The sequence below is a fragment of the Virgibacillus ihumii genome (genome assembly GCF_902726655.1).
Lineage (GTDB): Bacteria > Bacillota > Bacilli > Bacillales > Amphibacillaceae > Lentibacillus > Lentibacillus ihumii.
On sequence record NZ_CACVAN010000001.1, the window covers coordinates 2,295,398 to 2,314,747 of the forward strand.

12 protein-coding genes and 1 pseudogene are annotated in these 19,350 nt (G+C 39.1%); 3 read left to right on the plus strand and 10 right to left on the minus strand.

Annotation, left to right across the window (positions count from 1 at the left end; all coding sequences use genetic code 11):
• Nucleotides 1-96: 96 nt before the first annotated feature.
• The 5 genes and pseudogenes from HUX68_RS11070 to HUX68_RS11090 all read right to left on the minus strand — a co-directional run bounded on the left by HUX68_RS11070 (nucleotide 97) and on the right by HUX68_RS11090 (nucleotide 9,432).
• Nucleotides 97-3,825: an N-acetylglucosaminidase gene (locus tag HUX68_RS11070; RefSeq protein WP_174614881.1), complete on the minus strand. Its 3,729-nt coding sequence runs from the start codon at nucleotides 3,823-3,825 to the stop codon at nucleotides 97-99.
• A 113-nt stretch (nucleotides 3,826-3,938) separates the two neighbouring features.
• Complete coding sequence (tagH, locus tag HUX68_RS11075) at nucleotides 3,939-4,742, minus strand: teichoic acids export ABC transporter ATP-binding subunit TagH (RefSeq protein ID WP_174614882.1); 804 nt, start codon at nucleotides 4,740-4,742, stop codon at nucleotides 3,939-3,941.
• A 15-nt stretch (nucleotides 4,743-4,757) separates the two neighbouring features.
• Entirely contained in the window at nucleotides 4,758-5,585 is an 828-nt protein-coding gene (locus tag HUX68_RS11080; protein WP_174614883.1) for an ABC transporter permease, read from the minus strand.
• 106 nt (nucleotides 5,586-5,691) lie between these two features.
• Nucleotides 5,692-6,858, minus strand: a pseudogene (locus tag HUX68_RS11085) (CDP-glycerol glycerophosphotransferase family protein); the annotation flags it as partial.
• 42 nt (nucleotides 6,859-6,900) lie between these two features.
• Nucleotides 6,901-9,432 carry a glycosyltransferase gene (locus HUX68_RS11090; protein ID WP_174614885.1) on the minus strand — a complete coding sequence of 844 codons (2,532 nt, stop codon included), beginning with the start codon at nucleotides 9,430-9,432 and terminating at the stop codon, nucleotides 6,901-6,903.
• Nucleotides 9,433-9,706: 274 nt separating this feature from the next.
• Between HUX68_RS11090 and HUX68_RS11095 the strand changes: the two genes are divergently transcribed.
• The 3 genes from HUX68_RS11095 (at nucleotide 9,707) to HUX68_RS11105 (ending at nucleotide 12,368) form a co-directional block, all read left to right on the plus strand.
• Nucleotides 9,707-10,570, plus strand: coding sequence for a sulfotransferase family protein (locus HUX68_RS11095; RefSeq protein ID WP_174614886.1), 864 nt, complete (start codon nucleotides 9,707-9,709; stop codon nucleotides 10,568-10,570).
• 222 nt (nucleotides 10,571-10,792) lie between these two features.
• On the plus strand, nucleotides 10,793-11,191 hold the full coding sequence (tagD, locus tag HUX68_RS11100) for a glycerol-3-phosphate cytidylyltransferase (protein WP_174614887.1): 399 nt from the start codon (nucleotides 10,793-10,795) through the stop codon (nucleotides 11,189-11,191).
• Complete coding sequence (locus HUX68_RS11105; protein WP_174614888.1) at nucleotides 11,184-12,368, plus strand: CDP-glycerol glycerophosphotransferase family protein; 1,185 nt, start codon at nucleotides 11,184-11,186, stop codon at nucleotides 12,366-12,368. The genes tagD and HUX68_RS11105 overlap by 8 nt, the downstream gene beginning before the upstream one ends.
• Nucleotides 12,369-12,442: 74 nt before the next feature.
• Here HUX68_RS11105 and HUX68_RS11110 read toward each other — a convergent pair whose 3' ends face one another.
• The 5 genes from HUX68_RS11110 to HUX68_RS11130 form a co-directional block, all read right to left on the minus strand.
• The gene (locus HUX68_RS11110) at nucleotides 12,443-13,681 is read right to left on the minus strand and encodes an IS256 family transposase (RefSeq protein WP_425509501.1); all 1,239 of its coding nucleotides are present in this window, start codon (nucleotides 13,679-13,681) and stop codon (nucleotides 12,443-12,445) included.
• A gap of 107 nt (nucleotides 13,682-13,788) precedes the next feature.
• The gene (locus HUX68_RS11115) at nucleotides 13,789-14,628 is read right to left on the minus strand and encodes a hypothetical protein (protein ID WP_174614889.1); all 840 of its coding nucleotides are present in this window, start codon (nucleotides 14,626-14,628) and stop codon (nucleotides 13,789-13,791) included.
• 270 nt (nucleotides 14,629-14,898) lie between these two features.
• A complete protein-coding gene (locus HUX68_RS11120; RefSeq protein WP_174614890.1) occupies nucleotides 14,899-16,080 on the minus strand; it encodes a DHHW family protein in 1,182 nt (393 codons plus the stop codon).
• 25 nt (nucleotides 16,081-16,105) lie between these two features.
• Nucleotides 16,106-17,533, minus strand: a complete 1,428-nt coding sequence (locus HUX68_RS11125; protein ID WP_174614891.1) for an MBOAT family O-acyltransferase — start codon at nucleotides 17,531-17,533, stop codon at nucleotides 16,106-16,108.
• Nucleotides 17,534-17,701: 168 nt separating this feature from the next.
• A complete protein-coding gene (locus HUX68_RS11130; RefSeq protein WP_174614892.1) occupies nucleotides 17,702-19,162 on the minus strand; it encodes an APC family permease in 1,461 nt (486 codons plus the stop codon).
• Nucleotides 19,163-19,350: the final 188 nt, after the last annotated feature.

Below are 19,350 nucleotides of genomic sequence, written 5' to 3' on the forward strand. Positions count from 1 at the left end.
ATTTTCATATTACCAAAGCCCCTTATTTCTGACAAGAAACAGCAGAAAACAGAGAAACACTCTGATTTCATCAATTGGAAATCAGAGTGTCCCTGTTTATCTGTACATTGGAATGTCAAACACAAGACTATATGAACTTATTAAATTATAGAGATCATACATTCTTGCTGTTTGTTTATAAGCCCATGCTATATCAGTAGCATACTGATGTGACGCATATCCGTTATTAGCGGCAAAGAGTGGATTCCAGCGCATCTTGTACAATGTGTCCTGTCCATCTTCAACATAGTTATTTGAAACAAATGCGGCACCGCCAATGATTGCTTTTTTTGGAGTAGTCCAGCCACTTTCAAATGCATATTCAGCGCCATTTACAAGTGCATCTCCATCAATCGCACCAACCCCATACATATTGTACACAGTCGCAACTGTCTTGCCGGTCTTAGCAATTTCACCCTCTGAATCTCTGGTGATATTACCATTTTTATCAACTGGCACACCTGTTGCCAACGTTGAGGTGCCATTACCTGTTTCAAGCAAGGCATGAGAAATCAGATATATTTCATTAAGCCCCTGTTCCCTGCCGGCAGTAATAAAGGCTTGTGCACGTCCGGATAGAATTCCTTTATCCTCTAAAATTTTGTTATTTACTTCAGCAGCTTTTAGATTTGCGCTGTATGACAAATTCAGGAATTGCAATTTGCCTCTGAAGCTGCTGGTGAAATTGTTTGGATTCAAGTAGTAATGGACATTTTCCGGTGTTGCAAATACACCCCACTGCGGGTTGTTAATCTCAAAATTTGATACGTCAATTGCATACCAACCGTCGACTTTATCAACGACCTTAACCGATTGATTGTCATTAAGGTCACCTATATCAGTATATTTAGTGCCGGGACCTGTTCTGATATTTAGAACGCCTCCGTCTAAATCTACTTCTCCACCACTGACATATTTTCCATAAACCCAAGCATAGTTTCCTTGATCAGTTTGCGGACCTGGGTAACGCAATGCAGTTTGAATTTCCTGCATTCTTTCCAGTGTCAGGTCATATTTTGTTTTTTCCTGTACACTGGCCAGGACGTTAAAGGACATAATCCAAACTGTCCTTCCATCCAATGTGCCGCGATACCAGATATAACCCCCGACTTCCTCTGTCAGGTTGACTTCAAATAGCGCTTTATTCTCTTCGTATTTGGAAAGATCATCATAAATGACATCTTTACTTCCACCCCAGGGATCAGAATAAGCCCAACCTGAGCCGTCAAGGTAGAATGACTTGTTTTTGGAATTCACACGTTCGTGGGATTGAACTCTTGCATATTCTGTATTCCCTTTAATCCAGCCAACTACCTCTGAAGCATTTCTATCAATACTTAATTGATAATATACTTCACCAAATATTTTCGCCTGTTTTTTTACATAATAAAGTCTGTCAACGTATTTTTGATCTGCAGTAAAGCTTGTTGAGTTGTCACCAATAGTTTTATAGATTACCGCTTTTGGACTGTCAATTCGAGACACATTGCTGACAGAACTAATTTCCGGAGCCTTGACATTAAATGACATAATCCAAACAGTTTCTCCGTTAAGCGTACCCTTGTACCAGAAGTAATTTCCTACCTTTTCGGTACGGGTTACCTTAAATAATTCACCTTTAGGGAGTTCTGTGGAAATAACATCCTTTGCACCGCCCCAAGGATCGGAGTAAGACCAGCCTGAACCATCAAGGTAATAATTGAAGTTTTTTGAGTTGGCAACGCTGTGTGACTGCACGCTTATATCCTGCGACTTCACCCAGCCAACTACACCTTTTGAACTGCTGCGCTGGTTACTGATCTTATAAAAAAGCTGGTCGTTAAAAGTAGCTTGTTTTTTAATGTAAAAGATTTTATCTGTCAGATCAGTTCCCACCGTGGACATTGCAGTTCCTTGCATAATATTACCATACACATTCGTGCCAGGGTTTTGTATGCGTCCGATTTTACTTGCAGAACTTTCATTAATGTCAACTTTCATAAAATTATAGCCTTGAATCCATACGTTCTCGCCGTTCAAATCACCGTGATACCAAATGTATCTGCCAACCTTTTCAGTACGGTTAACATTGAACTTCAGATACTTGTACGAAGTAAGGTCTGTATTCATAACATCTTTGGAGCCGCCCCACGGATCTGAATAGGCCCAGCCTGTTCCATCCAAATAAAGGGTTTTGTTTCCAGTATCCACCACTTGATGTGACTGTGTTCGGATGTCATCTGCTTTAACCCAGCCAATCACACCAGCGGAACTGCTCCTTTTATCACTAATCAAATAATAAAGACGATCGCTGATTTTGGCTTGTTTTTTAATATAAACAATCGAATCCGTATTACTTGAACCGGCTTTCTTCATCGATGCTGCAGCATTAAGCTTGCTGTAGATGATGGTGTCCGGTTTACTGATTCGACCAATTTTACTCGTATCGGTTTCGCTGTAACCGGGCTTATCCAGAAAGTTATTACCTTGTATCCAGACTGTGTTTCCATCAAATGTGCCGCGATACCAGGTGTAATCTCCCACTTTAACTTCGCGGGTCACATTGAACGCCAAATATTTATAGGGACTTAAATCCGTATGAATAACATCCTGTGCACCGCCCCATGGATCCGAGTAAGTCCAGCCTGTTCCATCAAGATATAGCGTTTGTGAATCCTGATTTATAACAGTATACTGCTGAGTACGTATATCCTTTGCATTAACCCAGCCTACAACTCCACTGCCTGGATTCTCACGCAGCTGATAAAAAACTTCGCCGAAAACTTTTATCTGCTTTCGGATATAATACAGTTTTTCAGCGTACTTTTCTCCTGCCTTGATCTTGGAAGTTGCATTGCCAAACGTCCTGTATACAACTGCGTTTTCACTTTGGATACGTCCAGCTTTGCTTACTGGGCTTTCTTTGGCTGCTTCCGCGTTAAAGCCCTGAATCCATACGGTTTTTCCATTTAGGGTACCCCGATACCATATGTATTTCCCGACTTTCTCAGTAAGGTTTACTTTAAATACATTATACATATAGGGGGATAAATCATGAATAAGTACGTCTTTCGTTGCACCCCATGGTTTTTTGTATGCCCATCCGGTTCCGTCCAAATATAGGGTTTTGGCCTTGCTGTCTACTGATGAGTGCGTCTGCACGCGCATCCTTTCTGCATTCACCCATCCAACTACACCATCTGTCGAACTTTTTTGCGTGCTGATCAGATAATAGGTTTCCCCGTTACCTTTGGCCTGTTTTCTGATGTAAAAAGTTCTTTCTGTATATTTTGATCCCGCTTTAAAACTTTCCCCATCAATAGTTTCATAGATTCTGGCGTCAGAACCTTGAATGCGCCCCATTTTACTAACTGCAGTTTTTGTAAAAGATGTCGTAACTGAGAAGGATTGCATTGTTTTATTGCTTTCATCAGTCTTTTGTTCAGCTTTTTTGGATGACTGTTTTTCTTCACTAGTTACTTTGTCATCTTCGCTTAGTGTGTTATCTGTTTCGTTCTGTTGTTTTTGCTCTTTATTTGTGTTGTCTTGTTGTTCTTTGTCGTCTGTTCTTTCGGCTTTATCTTGTTCCGAATCATTTGCTGTGTCGCCTGAATTTTTTTGTGATTCATCAGTAGCCGAAGCTTCTGGTATGCCGGATTCCGTGCTTTTATTAGTTTCCACAGTTTCATCTGTTACAACTGTACCCTCATCAGAACTGGCATCCTTATTAGAATCAGCTGCTGCCTGTAACGGAATGGACACACTGAAAATCAGCAAAAACATCATGATGAATAACGACTTTTTCATTTCATGCCTCCTTTTGAAATTGGAATGTAATACCATCCTAATATAACACATTTTTCCTCATATTTTTACAGGATTTTTACATTTTATTTCAAAAGGTTGCATTTATGTTTTATTTATTTATTTGCTAATATTTTTTCCCGTCGTTTGTAAGCTTCAGCTTTATATGCCCTGCGTTCCTTCTTGGACATTTTCTTAAAGTCATTGAGAAAATCCTCATACTTAGGCAGCACTTCTTCAACTGACCCAAATTCTTTTACCATACCATACTCCAGCCAAAGAATTTTCTGGCAAAACTTTTTCATCTGGCCAATCGAGTGACTGACAAAAATCATCGTCTTCCCTTTTTCTTTAAATTCACTCATCTTCTCCAGACTTTTTTCAGAAAATGCTTTATCCCCAACCGATAATGCTTCATCAATGATCAGTACATCGGGGTCAACAGTGACTGAAATAGCAAACCCGAGTCTTGACTTCATCCCGCTGGAGTATGACTTAACTGGCTGATCAATAAAATTACCCAGTTCCGAAAACTCGATGATGTCATCCTCCATCACTTCAATTTCGTGTTTACTGAACCCGAGCATTAAACATTTCAGTTCAATATTATCCCGTCCGGTCAAATCACCTTTAAGTCCCGATGAGACTGCAATCAGAGATGTGTTTCCATTTACCTGAACGGTACCGGATGTTTCCGGAACAATACCTGCGATGATGTTGGACAATGTCGATTTACCGGAACCATTTACTCCAACAAATCCAACAACATCCCCCTTATACGCTTCAAAACTTACACCAGTCAGCGCATAAAAAGGTTCGCCATAGCTTTTCGGCGAGATTAGATCAAGCATCCGTTCTTTTGAACCGCTGTACAATTTATATTTTTTTGTAATATTTTCCGCAATAATTGCTTTTTCCATTTTCATCACTTGCCTTTACAAGAAATCAATAAAATGCCGTCTGAATTTGACATGGATTTTGGAACCGAACAAAAACAATACAATTACGAGTCCCCAGAAATAAAGGGTATACTCCCAATTTGTAATAAAATACCATTCTGTTCCAAAGAATGCTGCCCTGTATCCTTCTATCAAATAATATAGCGGGTTAAGCTTCATGATAAACATGATAATCGGGTGGTCATTCAGAATGGTGATTGGCCATAAAACTCCGGACAAGTATAACAGCATTCGTAATGTTGAGCTTAAAAACATATGAACATCCCGGATGATTGTCGATAAAGTCGACATAATCAAAGAGATGGAAAATATTAGTGAAAATGAACCAACAATTAAATAAATAAGCTGCAAGTAATAAATATTTACATAATACCCTGCGAAATTAAAAATAATCATCGTGATTATTATCAGACAAAGGTGAATATAGAACTGTGAAAAAATAACAAAGTTCGGGATTACACTCATTGGAAAATTCATTTTAGACAACATTCGCAGTCTGGAAAAAATCGATTTTGATCCTTGAATGGTTGACTGGAAGAAAAAGGTCCACAGTATAAATGCGGCTATCAGCCAAAGAAGGAATGGAACATCTTCTCCTGCAGGACCAATTTCAATATCACTCCGCTGTCTGATGCTGCCAAACACAAACCAGTAAATCAATATTTGCACCATTGGATTAAGTAATTCCCAGGCCATGCCAAGGTAATTACTTTTGTTTTTGCTTTTCAGTTCATATAAGGATAATCTTCGTATCAGATAAAAATGTTCAATTTGTTCGTTTAATACTTTAATTGCAGATTTCATAAATAGTTTTCCCTTCAGATCCAAGCATTAATAATTTTGACGCGTATAAATTATACAGCCATCAACTATAAATGACAATAAAAGAATAAGGCTTAACCATATCTGATTAAGCCCGTTTACTAAAAACCTCATTTACAACACGTTCACTGGCATTCCCGTCTTCCAGGTAACAAAATTTTTTATAAAAGGCATTTACTGCTTCAGTCGGATTGTACCCATTCCGCTCGATGTCTTTTATTTCATCCAGTATACCCTCGGTAGTTTTCACCAACGGACCGGGTGCTTTCTGTTCAAAATCAAAATAAAAACCACGCAGTTTATCCCGATATTCTTCCAAATCGTAAACATAAAAGATAATTGGTCGTTTTAAAATAGCATAATCAAAAAATACGGAGGAATAATCGGTTATCAGTGTATCAGATATTACGTACAATTCCCTTATATCGTCATGGAAGGTCATATCATATACAAAGCCTTCATACGCCGATATGTCCAGGTTTTCCGCCACCAAATAATGCAGACGCAGGAGGATGATGTAATCATCTCCCAATTCTTCCTTCATTTTGAACAAGTCCATCTCAATATCAAATTTATACTTACCCTTCGCATAATACTGATTATCACGCCATGTTGGTGAGTAAAGGACAATCTTTTTATCATTTGGCAGGCTGCATCTTTCCTTAATATCAGAAATGGTTTGCTGGTTGTTGGCATTTAGCAGAAAGTCATTTCGCGGATATCCGGATTCGATGATTGCCTTGTTGAAATGAAATGCACGTTTGAAAATTTCCGTCGAATAATTATTCGGCGAAACAAGGTAATCCCACTTACCAGCTGATTTTATAAAAGCCTGCTTGTATATTGCCGTTTCCGAACCAGCCATGTGAACCTTATCCATATCTGCGGCAAGCCGCTTCAGCGGTGTGCCATGCCATGTCTGCAAATAAACAGTTTGTTTCGGCTTTGGAACCCAAATAGGCAATCGGCTATTATACACCCAATATTTTGCAGTTGTCATCAGGAAAAGCCATTTCAAGGACAGCCGCTTAACTTGTTTGATATCCCTGTCAGCAAACACATCCACGTACCTTCTGTCGGCACTCCAATACATTTTAAATCCATCACAATGCTCTTGCATATATTCATAAATTGCTCGTGGATTATCACTGTATTGTTTGCCAAGAAAGCTTTCAAAAATGATTAATTTATTATTTTTCGGCAAAATTGATCCGAAAAATGCGAACGTGATTTTATACAACTTAAATAGTATTCGTATTGCCAACTCTTTCATATTATCCCTGCTCAGTTAGTTTCTTCAGTCTAATGTGCGGTAAAAAGACTCCATTGCTTGTTCGTTAAACGCTTCGACATCAAAACTGATTGGTTTTTCATCTGCTTCAATGACCGACTCCATTCCACCTGCCAGTCCCGCAATGGAATTCTCAACCAATTTACCATATTTGCCGTCTTCCAGTACATATCTGCTTGCAGTGATATCAGTTGAAACCGTTTGGAGTCCGAGTGTCAAAGATTCAAGCAGAACCAGTGGATGACCTTCATAGTGTGAAGACAATACAAATGCATCACATTGCCCCATCAGATAAAACGGATTTGACTTATGACCAACCAGATAAACAGCATCCTCCAGTTCATATAGTTTAATCAATTCTTCCAGCGTTTTTCTGGAAGGTCCTTCACCAATAATATACAGTCTTGTTCTATCGTTTTTTTTATGCACTTCGGCAAATGCTTCAATAAGCTGATCCTGTCCTTTTTCAGGAGACAATCGACCCATATTAACAAAGTTGGTATATCCTTCACCCTGATCCGGAACAGGTACATCAAAAATTTCTTTATTGCTTTTCACATTAACAAGTACTGGTTTGTTCTGTTTCATATATACTTCACTATCATCATTTGACAAGCTTCTTATTTTTTTCGTATTGATGGAGTTAATCAAATAACTGATTTTTGTATCACCAATGTAATCTTCAAGGTTCTCTTTGTTTACTTCCATGGTTGCTTCTGAAACACTGACCAGTTCATCGAAATATTTATAAAGCGAGAAGACACCTCTCAAATTAATGAAATGAGGGTTCCTTCCATTAACATGGCGGTACATATCGGAAAACATATCACTATGCAAAATAACCATTTTCTTTGATGCGTTTCCGGCGAGAAGCACGCTCGGCCAGAACATAGCATACCCACTGAAATCAATTGCATAATCAAATTCAGATATACCAACAATCCGTTTATATTCCCGTTCATACATATTCTCCGGGTATAACCTTTTCAGATAATCCGTAGTCAGTCCCCTGTTTTTTGTAATATAATTTCGATAATCCTCCATAACAGTCTGACTGATTCGTCCCGATTTAAAGGCAATTCTGGCATTGGAATTGATTCGTAACAGATTATCCTGCACATACTGCTTATTACTGTAATTAACAAGTACCGTTACATCATATTTATTATAATCGATATTATCCAACAGGTTTAACACTGAGCCGGTGATTCCGTTGTTTTGCAGTCCACCCGGATAAATCAGTATTTTTTCTTTATCCGAAACTGGTGTTATCGCATGTTTACTCTGTTTCTTTTTAGCCAATCCAAAAATGTGCTGCACAACTTTTTCCGTCACATTACCATAATCATGGTAGCAGAACTGATCTGTAAATGACTGATATACTTCCTCGTAATTTTTCTGTACATTATTAATGTCACCAATGCTTTCAATCAGGTCTTCAATATCAGTACAAATTGGTCCCGGCAAATTGTCCGTATCGATATACATGCCGCGATTTTTATTATAATCATCGTAATCCCACATATAGAATAAAATTGGTTTTCCGGTGACCAAGTAATCAAAAAAGATACTGGAATAATCGGTGATTAGTATATCAACAACAGATAAAAGTTCATTGGTTTCAAACGTATCCGGAACCAATTTCCCTTTAAGCTGCGGCTCTTCAATAGCGAACTTATATAAAAATGGATGCACCTTCATCAAAATTTTGTACTCATTTCCAAACTTTTCTTCCAGCTTATTAACGTCGTTGGATATTTGTTCAATATCATTTCTCGGTTTTGAGCCTGCATCACCTTTCCATGTTGGTGCATATAGAATTGTTTTTTTATTACCCAGATCGATTTGTTCTTCCGCCAATAACTGTGCAAGTTCATCTTTGTCAGCATTAACCGTCAAATCAATTCTTGGATAGCCTTCTTCAACTATTGTTCCATTATATAAATGGTTCAGCCTGAATCCGTTTTTAAGGATGTCTGTCGTAAATTTGTTCGGGCTTAAGATAAACGCAGCACCTAAAAAGTTCCTGAGAACATTGCTCGTTCCCATAGGCGAACCTTCAATATCAAATCCCATATGTTTCAGCGGGGTTCCGTGCCATGTATTTGTATACACTTGTCCTTCTTTAACAGTATAAATGTTTGTGAATGTTGAGTTATTGAATAAATACTTACATGTTGCAAGATACTTAAAATATGGATCACTATTTTTAAGAACAAACTTGATGTTGGGCCAGTTTTGGTACTTTTTTTCTAAGGCTTTCAAATAATCTTTATCCGAAATTGCCCAGACATGTATTAGATCTTTCCACTTAAGCTGCTGGCTAAGATACTTAAAAATTGCATAGGGACTGTCTGTCATTGATTTTCCGTCCCTTGTTTCATAAAATACATAATTATTCTTAATTGGCATCTTTTTAAACCACTTGGAATATTTTGCACGTTGGTTATAATCTCTGTTTATTAAATAATTTTTAATTGGACTCAATAAAACTTTGGTTCGTCTTTTAGCAATTTTTTTCATTGTTTTGGAATCCATTTTTGTCTCTCCTTACACGGATGTTTACATTTCCGGCTGATAAGTACATCCTTTCATTATAATATTGATAGTAAGTATTTTAAACTTTTTTGTCAAAATAAATTTGATTACTTTTTTATAACTGGACAAATACTTTAAGATTCGATCTCCAACCTCACAAATTGTGGAAAGAAATCGAATGTTTATGTGGTAAAGTTGACATTATCACTGAACCACGTATATTTTTAGTAATAACACTAAAATAATCTGTACGATTTTTAGGAGGATATATTTAATGGCATTATTAAAAAAAAGCGACAATAAGCGAACAGCTCCGTATAGCAAAGCAGTAACAATCCTGGGGTCAGGCAGATGCGGGACATCAATGGCATCCCGCTCCATCAATCTTATTGGCGTTGACCTTGGTGAAGGTTTTGTAAAACCAAACAAGACGAATCCTAAAGGGTTTTGGGAACACAGAAAAATCGTAAATATCCATAAAGACATCAAAAAAGAACTGGGTGCTTACCCTTTCCCAAAGGGATGGACGAATTACGAAGAAGTTCTACCGCATAAACAAAAAATGATAAATCTGCTAATCGATGAATTTTCCGGAACAGCGTTATGGGGCTGGAAAGACCCGCGTACCACCGAAAGTCTGGATATGTGGAAGGAAATTATGTCAGAGTTGAATGTAGAAGGCAACTTTCTGATTATGATCCGTAACCCGGTGGATGTTGCCGCATCATTTAAACGAGCATATAATCGTAAAGAAGATGCTGCATTAGATCAATGGCAAATTCGTACCCTTCTTTCCTTAAAGTATACTGCTGAGGAAAACCGTATCATTATTGACTATGATGACTTTATAGAAGACAGCTTTGCCACATTAAAACGGATTAGTGATACCTTCAGCCTGCCATGGACATTTGATGAAAACAAACTGCAAGAGGAATTGGATTCCTTTATAGATCCAACACTCAGACATAGCAGAACTACACTGAAGGAACTTGATAATAATACAGAAATAGACAAGGACAAGAAAAAACTGTATAAACTAGCTTTGAAAGCATCACAAGATCAGGACTTTCTTAAATCAGCCAAGTTCTCCAAACAAATAAACAAACTTTACAACTCGTATATGAAAAAAAATTCGTAACGCTTTATGAAATCGGCACTATCCCGGACAGCCCTGTTGCTGACGGGATAGTGCTTTTTGTTTGCGTTAAAAAGATTAACAGAAAATACAAGTTTTTATTTTTGACACTTCATTGTATAATAAATAATGGTATTATAGAATTGATAAATGTTTGTTAAGTTTTTGTAAAGGGAATATAGTATAATTAGTTATATACGCACTCATACACGGAGGTTATATTTCATGAAAAAGGTAATAACGTACGGAACATTCGACTTGCTCCATACGGGCCATATCAATATTCTGCGTCGTGCAAAAGAACTTGGTGATTATCTCATTGTTGCCATTTCTGCCGACGAATTCAATGCAATCAAAGGAAAAGAAGCATACTACAGCTTTGAACAGCGTAAAGCAATTCTGGAAGCTATCCGCTATGTTGACGAGGTAATTCCGGAGCGCAACTGGGCACAAAAAGTGGAAGACGTCCAAAAACATGATATTGATGTATTTGTAATGGGGGATGACTGGACCGGTAAATTTGACTTCCTGAAAGATTATTGCGAGGTTGTATATTTACCGCGGACCGTTGGGATTTCAACAACCAAAATCAAAAAAGATTTGAATATGACGAACAATGGCTAAGGAATTTTTTATTTCATTGTACCTTTCTGTCTTTTACATTTTCTTTAGTATCTTTAAAGCCTTTCCTCAGAAAAAGAAAACAATTCTTATTGCTTCATTTGGGGATAATATTTTATTTACACTGAAGGAACTGGAAAGACAGACGGATGATCAGGTTGTAGTCCTCAAGACATCCCAATGCAAAACGGATTTTGGTCCGGAACAAATGACACTGGATTTCGAAACGATCAATATTTTTGACTGGATTCGGTCTGTTTATCATATAGCGACTGCGGAAAAAGTTATCGTGGACAATTATTTTGCTTTTTTGGCTGTTACAAATTTCAAACCAAATGCTCAGTGTGTTCAGCTGTGGCACGCAGCTGGCGCAATCAAACAATTTGCATTAAAGGATCCATCAATCGAAAACCGTTCATCACAAGCTTATAACCGGTTTAGGACTGTCTACAACCGGTTTGATTATGTTGCGGTCGGCTCTGAAAAGATGGCAGGGATCTTCAAGGAGAGTTTTGCTGTTGAAAACAGTCGTATATTGCGTTCCGGAATACCCCGAACGGATTTCTTTTTTGATTCGGGTGCTGTAAAACAGGCAAAACAGCATGTTGAGGAGCAATACCCCGCAATTCAGGGCAAAAAGGTAATTTTATATGCTCCGACCTACCGGGACAATGAATTGAATGTGAGTAAGCTGCATTTAAATATCGATAAGATGTATCGGGAATTCAAAGGGGAATATATTCTGATGCTTCGACTTCACCCGGCAGTGAATGGTCATTTCCAAAATAAGTATCCGGGCTTTGTCGTGAACGTATCCAGCTATTCTAATATTAATCATTTACTCGTGACGACGGATATTTTAGTAACGGATTATTCATCCATCCCTTTTGAATTCGCCTTATTGCATAAACCGATGATTTTCTTTGCGTATGATCGGGAACAATATGCGGAATCACGCGGTTTCTGGGAAGATTATGAGGAACTGGTTCCCGGGCCGGTTGTCGAGACAACCCGTGAAGTGATTGACGTCATACAAAATGATAAATATAACCTTCAGCAGATACAACGATTTGCTGATGTGTGGAACCAATACTCGAAAGGAAACGCAAGCGAAAATCTTGTTCGCAGTTTATATACGGAAGATGCAGATGTTAAAACTGCTGTAAAGGTGCAATCGTAAAAAAACTCCAATGAACTATTTTTGTTCATTGGGGTTTTTTAAGGGTTTGTCAAATAAAGTGTGTAAGTCATAACTTACTCAAGATATTTTAAGACCCTGTCTTTGAAATGATCATGTACAAGAAGCTGGTTCATAACCATAGCCCAGTTCCGGAGATGTCCGCCATCCCATTTGTCTTCCAGTTCCCGAATTCGTAAAAACAATAGTTTTAACAGGGCATTCTCGTTGGGGAATGCTCCTTTTTTCGTTACTTTTCGAAAGCTGGAGTGGATACTTTCTACGGCGTTTGTAGTATACATGACTTTGCGTATGGCACTTCCATAATCATAAAGCTGTTCAACATGATTAAAATTTCGTATCCAAACATCAATCGCCCCCGGATAGGCAGCCCATTGTTGTTTAAAGGATTCAAAGGCACTGTGACAAGCTTTTAAACTTGGTGCACCATATACCTTTCTTAATGCTTGAGTAAATGGCTTATAATCCTTGCTTGGAACGTATTTTACAGAATTACGTATCAGGTGAACCATGCAGCGTTGAACGACAACGTTTGGAAAAATGGCTTGTGCTCCTTCCTCCAATCCACTGACACCATCCATGGAAATAAAGAAAATGTCCTCCACTCCTCTGGCTTTGATTTCATCAAAAATCTGCATCCACTTATGCTTGCTTTCTGTTTCATTTAGCCATAGCCCAAGTATTTCTTTTGTTCCCTCCATGGTGTAGCCAAGAATCGTATAGACGGCATATTTCTTTGTCTCATATTGGTTCCGGATAGTCGTATACATGCAGTCCACAAATACGAAAGCATAACAGTTACTTAAAGGCCTCGCCTGCCATTCTTCCAAATCAGGTAATACACTGTCTGTAATGTCCGAAACCATGTCATGGGAAACCGAAAAACCATAGATATCTTCCACCGTGGAGGAGATATCACGTTGGGACATTCCACGGGCATACATGGCTATCACCTTGCTTTCAATAGCCGAAACATCCTTTTTCCGTTTAGGGATAAGTTTTGGATTAAATGACCCGTCACGATCCCGAGGGACTTGAATATCCAATGCACCTGAACTGGTATGAATGTTTTTCTTACCATATCCATTCCGCCTGTTCTCTGTGTCCTTTTCGGCTTTATCATTCGATTCATACCCCAAATGATGATTCATCTCTCCCTTTAACATAGATTCAAACATGGGTCCAAATATATCTTTTAGGGCGTCCTGCATATCTTCAACGGACTTTGGCTGGTATTCTTCAATAATCTTGTTCGCTAATTCTTCGGAGTAAGGATTTCTTTTCGGCTTTGCCATAAAAATCACTCCTCTAGTCTAGTAATTCTATTTTACCAAATAAAAAAACTGTGTGAGTAAGAACCGTACGCATTCCTACTTACACAGTTAATATTACACTCCCTTTTTTAATTTGTATTCATATCCTGATTTTCAGATCCTTGTTCATCTGTCTTATCCACTTTATCGGTTTCAGAAGAATTTCCTCCACCATCATCATCTTCCTTTTTGGGCTCCTCCTGTTCGGTTTTGCCCTCATCTTTATTTTCCTCTTTATCAGATTTGTTTTTGTCCTCTTCTTTATCAGATTTGCCTTTATCTTTATCGTTTTGCTTCTTTTCTTTTTTATCTTCTATATTATTCTTGTTGGAGTTACCGTTCTCATTTGAAGTTTTATAAGACCCATATGATTCATCCTCCAACGGGTCGGTGCCGCTGTCCACTTCATCTCCGTCTCTTATTCCGTCTCTATCCGTATCATTATAGTTTGGATCGGTTCCTCGATTCAATTCCTCTGTATCATCCAGTCCATCGCTATCCGTGTCGAAGCTGTATGGATTTGTTACGATGGCAGCTTCTTTAGCATCAGACAGACCATCACCATCACTATCGGTCTCCGTGTCAGTTCCGTTTTTTGAGTCAGTCTCGTGATTGGAAGTAGAATCTGTTTCCTCTTCACCATCGGTTGCTATAGATTCATCTGCATTCCCCTCTTCGGAATTGCCCGTATCCTTTTCATCTTTTTTCTTGTCTTTATTCTTTACTTCCTTATCCGACTTATGCGATTCATTCTTTTCCGAGTCCTTGGCTTCTGCTTCATCCGTTTCAAGATTATCTGCTTTTGGATTTTCATCGTCGCTTGCAAAAGACTGGGTGTTGTAATTGTGTAAGAAAATGATAGATATGATTGCAATAACACCGACTATGTTCCCAGCGATAATCCATACTCTTGCCTTCTGCTTATCCACATCACACCTCCAACAAAAGTGTTTTAACACTATCATATAAAAAAATTGTTGAAAAGTAAAATATTACCACGATTTTTGTCCTGTTTTTATTGGTCTGCTTGTCGTCCGTTATCTGTCGTGAGGAACATTATGACCGTACTCTTTTTGAGAAAAACTGGGCATCATTGGGCGGCCGTGTCGTGACATTGGATATAAAACCTGCTTAATCAAAATAAGCACAGTAATTGGGCCCCATTACTGCGCTTATTGTGTTCGTTCTCGCACTGCACCCTATTTCTTGCCTTTAAAATCCCTGACCGACTTCTTATTGATGAATGTATTCACATTATGAATAAACAAAACATCGTCAATGTCATGCTTCTTTACATACTTATAAACATTGATATCATTATGACGCTGATCAAGCATATGAATTTCTTTAAAATTACGGGCAAGAAACTGAACCATCGGATGTGCATAAGAATCTTTTAATATTAACAACTTACGTCCATCCGGCTTATTCGGATTATCAACCGTTACTTTTGGCAGGCTTCCCCCTAAGTACGCCTTGTAGCGCGGGGCAAATACTTTATCGGACTTCAGATACTTTTTCACATAAAATTTCTTGTCACAGGAACCTTTGGAACAAATCGTATATGGCTTTTCCTCAAATTTCGGCTTTACAACAGGGATCCGGTCCGCTTTCTTAACATACGCCTTCCCGGTTTTACGTGCATAGGTTCCGAAAGATCGCTTTTTGCTGTCTTTCCATGTATACTGATCTTTCGGGATCGGCTTGCCAACATCCGGGTGTTTTTTTGCCATCGTATTGATAACCGATCTATACGCATAATAGGCTGCTTTCGGCTTCCAATGATGGTCAGTGTAAAAATACATATCCTGCTCATCCATGTACCCTTTGATCGCTGAGCGCAAATCCATCGCGTGAACTCGATCCGAAAAGTTTTGCATCACTTTGTCCGACATTTTACTGCCGCGGCTTTTCAAGTATTTCGGCAGTTTATCCTGCATCATGATTGTTTTATGAGGAACAAGCCCGAAGTAAACATCAACGTTTTGTTTATTTAATTGACGTGTAAATGAATTAACCGCTCCCGCTGCTTTCTTTGGACTGGTTTTTTGTTTATTTATCGGTTCAATCAGATAACCGTCTTTCGACACATAAATATTATTGACAACCCTTTTTTTTAATACGTTCTTTTCGATCTTGGAATTTGCCTGAATCCATTTATTCCGCAGCATGAATTGATCACTGAAATAGTCATTGAATTTTTGAAAATAATCGCCGAAAATCATCCGATTAAGTGACAAATCCGGCCGCTGTTCAAGTTCCCGATTTTCCACCGTGGATTTTTCTTTATCAGGAGTTGCCAATGTCCCTGCTCCGAATAAAAAGATTAAAAGCAGGAAAAAAACGATCATCATGACATCACTGAATTGATGCTTCTTCATTCGTAAACCCTCCAGCTGCTGAGCTTTAAAAGCGAAAATAAATAAATGGATTGAATGTATTTGAAATCATGTAAACAACGGACATAAGCAATACAATCGAATAACTTCCCGTTGCCGCAAAGCGATATCCTGCTGCACGAAGATTACTGGACTGTTTTGCCTTGTTTTCCAACGATGCACAAACCTTTTTCAATAAAGGAGTAGATGCAATGAGCGCAATAACCAGAATGATGCCATTCTCAGCCAACTGAAAAGATGCATCTATCCCCCAGCTGCCACTGCCGTTAAACCCGAACATCGAGCCCAAATAGGAAAAAGCATACGAGAACGAGTTGGACCGAAAGAACACAAAGCCCGTCACGACAACAAACATTGCATAGACATGCGCAAACACCCGACTGGACTGTTTTAACATTTTTCCGAGAAACGCTTTCTCCAGCATAATAAATAAGCCATTATAGGTACCCCATAGAACAAATGTCCAATCCGCTCCATGCCATACCCCGGTCAGCGTCCAGACAATCAGCAAATTGATGTAAGTGTGCACTTCCCCTTTTCGATTGCCTCCTAACGGGATATAGACATAATCACGAAACCATGACCCAAGTGATATGTTCCAGCGACGCCAAAATTCACCGATCGATTTTGAAATATACGGGTAATTGAAGTTCTCCAACAGGTTAAATCCAAACATTCTTGCAAGGCCAATTGCCATATCGGAATAACCCGAAAAATCAAAGTAGATTTGAAATGTATAGGCAATGATACCGATCCAAGCCAGCCCCGAGGAAAGATCGGCCGGGTTTTGGGCGAAAATCTGATCCGCAATGCTGCCGCAACTGTCTGCGATGATTACCTTTTTTCCAAGTCCGATAATAAACCGCCGAATTCCATATGCAAATCCTGCAATCGTTTCCCGCCGTTCTTTAATTTGAGCTGCAATCGTTTGATAACGGACAATAGGCCCCGCGATCAGCTGTGGAAAAAGGGAAATATAAAGCCCTACATTAAAAGGGTTTTTTTGTGCTTCACCGTCTTTACGATAAACGTCAATGACATAACTAATCGACTGAAATGTAAAAAATGAGATACCAATTGGGAGTGGAATATCCGGAATTTCAATGGATATCGACAGTAACGTATTCAGGCTCCCAATCAGAAACTGCGCATATTTAAAAACGATCAAAATGCCAAGATTGGCTGCAATCATTACCGCCATTATCCACTTCAATTGCGCGGACGAATCCCTTCTTGCATCAACGATCAGCGCGAATAGATAGTTCATGCCGATTGACAACAGCATGATCACAACCAATACCGGTTCACCCCATGCATAGAAAAACAGGCTGCCGGCAAGCAGACAATAGTTTTTCAAAGCGCGCGGCACAAGAAAATAGGTGAGCAGCATGATTGGGAGAAATAGAAATAAAAAAACAGGCGAGCTGAAAACCATATATCTGACACACTCCAAATGAAATAGTTCGACTACATCAAAATTCTTCGGAACACATCGTTAAAAGCTGGATGCTAAAAACGTTAAATTGAGATTTGTAATACACTTTTAAAAGAACGTAAAAAACGTGGCACCACCATGTTTACGGTGTGTACCACGTTTCGGATTTTATCCCCTGTTCTCCGCCTCAACTTTTTTATTCCCGAGAATCAGGTAATTCAGTTCTTCTTTTGGAATACTGTTAAATTCAGTGCGTTTCGTCAGATAAAAAATGAATCCGAGTGCGATCCAGGCAATCAGGGCAATTATGGATTCCATACCTAATGCTGCCGGTGAACCGGGAATAAGCAGCAGTCCCAAAAAGGTAAGGCCTGCAATCATGCCAAGTCCGGCTAATGTTTTTTTCAATGGTGCAACAACATGTTTCTTTGGATTAAACTCACGGCCTTTGGACCATTTAAATAATGAAAATGCCGTAAAACATGTGTAGAAATACGCAATCGTTACGCCGATGGATGACATGTTAACGACCCAGCCAAGCACTTCACGGCCGAACCATGGTGCGAGCATTGCGACAATAACTGTGAAAATGATACCAACATACGGTGTTTTATATTTGGAGTGCAATTTGGAAAATGACTCCGGTAGGATTTTCGCACGTGCCATGGCAAACAATAAACGGCTTGATGAGATAATGAATCCGTTCAGACCGGTAAAAATCCCCATCGTCAGGGCTACCATCAGAATGACTAATCCCATTGTTCCAAGCAAGTCCTGAACAGCCGCCCCTGTTCCCCATACCGCATTTTGGGCAATCAGATCTTGCCATGGTGCAATCATTGAAGTAGCAATGATCATCAGGCTGTACAGCAAAGCAGCAAAGAAAATAGCCAAAATGATTAACATAAATGCTTTTCTGGATGAAAAGTGAAATTCCTCAGCTGCCTGCGGGACGTTATCAAACCCAACATAAGCCCATGGCGCAATCGCGACAATCGAAATAATCGCTGCAAATGCAGTTGTTTCTGTCGGGAACAGCGGTGCCACATTATCCAGTCCCGCTCCAGGCTGTATACCAACCATAAATGTAATGGCTATCACACCAATAACCATGATCGAACAGAATACAAACTGCATCTGACCGGACAAACCGGTTCCTTTAATATTAAAATATCCGAAAACAGCCAGCGTAACGGACGCAATGAGAATTTCCGTAAAATAAACATCCCAGCCGGCAACCTGATATAAATGCATGTTTTCAATCAACGGCGGGAAGACAAATTTAAACATCAATGAGAATGCGGAAGCGTTTAAAGCAACAATACATATGTACCCGAGTGTTAAAAACCATCCGCAAATAAAGGCATGTGTCCGCCCCAGGCTGATAAATGCATAGGCAAATTCACCGCCTGATACCGGGAAACTTTTTATCAAAAAACCGTAACTTACGGCAATGAGCATCATAAGAAGTGCGCCGATGCAGAAGCCGATGATGACGCCAAGCGGTCCGGAGCCTTCCATCCACGTTGTCGGCTGTACGAACGCACCCCAGCCAATTGAGGATCCAAGCGCAATCGCCCATACCCAATGTGGCTTCAGTGATTTTTTCAATGTCTGTCGTTCTTCCATGCTTCGTCTCCTTCTGTACGCTTATTTATATACCACTCTAAAATATCAAAAATCGACAACTTTCACAAAAGCTCCTTTACTAGTGTACGTCGGGTTAGTGGTAATAATTCAGCATTATGAACCAATGAATGGAATCTTAGATTAAAATTTGCGTCAAAATAAAGAAAAACAAGACGTGTGAATGGTTG

Bases quoted from the DNA above. Each gene is read 5' to 3' on its own strand.
- HUX68_RS11105 (WP_174614888.1), top strand. From the start codon at position 11,184: ATGGCTAAGGAATTTTTTATTTCATTGTACCTTTCTGTCTTTTACATT.
- HUX68_RS11120 (WP_174614890.1), bottom strand. From the start codon at position 16,080: ATGAAGAAGCATCAATTCAGTGATGTCATGATGATCGTTTTTTTCCTG.
- HUX68_RS11090 (WP_174614885.1), bottom strand. From the start codon at position 9,432: ATGGATTCCAAAACAATGAAAAAAATTGCTAAAAGACGAACCAAAGTT.
- HUX68_RS11080 (WP_174614883.1), bottom strand. From the start codon at position 5,585: ATGAAATCTGCAATTAAAGTATTAAACGAACAAATTGAACATTTTTAT.
- HUX68_RS11125 (WP_174614891.1), bottom strand. From the start codon at position 17,533: ATGGTTTTCAGCTCGCCTGTTTTTTTATTTCTATTTCTCCCAATCATG.
- HUX68_RS11095 (WP_174614886.1), top strand. From the start codon at position 9,707: ATGGCATTATTAAAAAAAAGCGACAATAAGCGAACAGCTCCGTATAGC.
- HUX68_RS11070 (WP_174614881.1), bottom strand. From the start codon at position 3,825: ATGAAAAAGTCGTTATTCATCATGATGTTTTTGCTGATTTTCAGTGTG.
- HUX68_RS11130 (WP_174614892.1), bottom strand. From the start codon at position 19,162: ATGGAAGAACGACAGACATTGAAAAAATCACTGAAGCCACATTGGGTA.
- tagH (WP_174614882.1), bottom strand. From the start codon at position 4,742: ATGGAAAAAGCAATTATTGCGGAAAATATTACAAAAAAATATAAATTG.
- HUX68_RS11110 (WP_425509501.1), bottom strand. From the start codon at position 13,681: ATGGCAAAGCCGAAAAGAAATCCTTACTCCGAAGAATTAGCGAACAAG.
- tagD (WP_174614887.1), top strand. From the start codon at position 10,793: ATGAAAAAGGTAATAACGTACGGAACATTCGACTTGCTCCATACGGGC.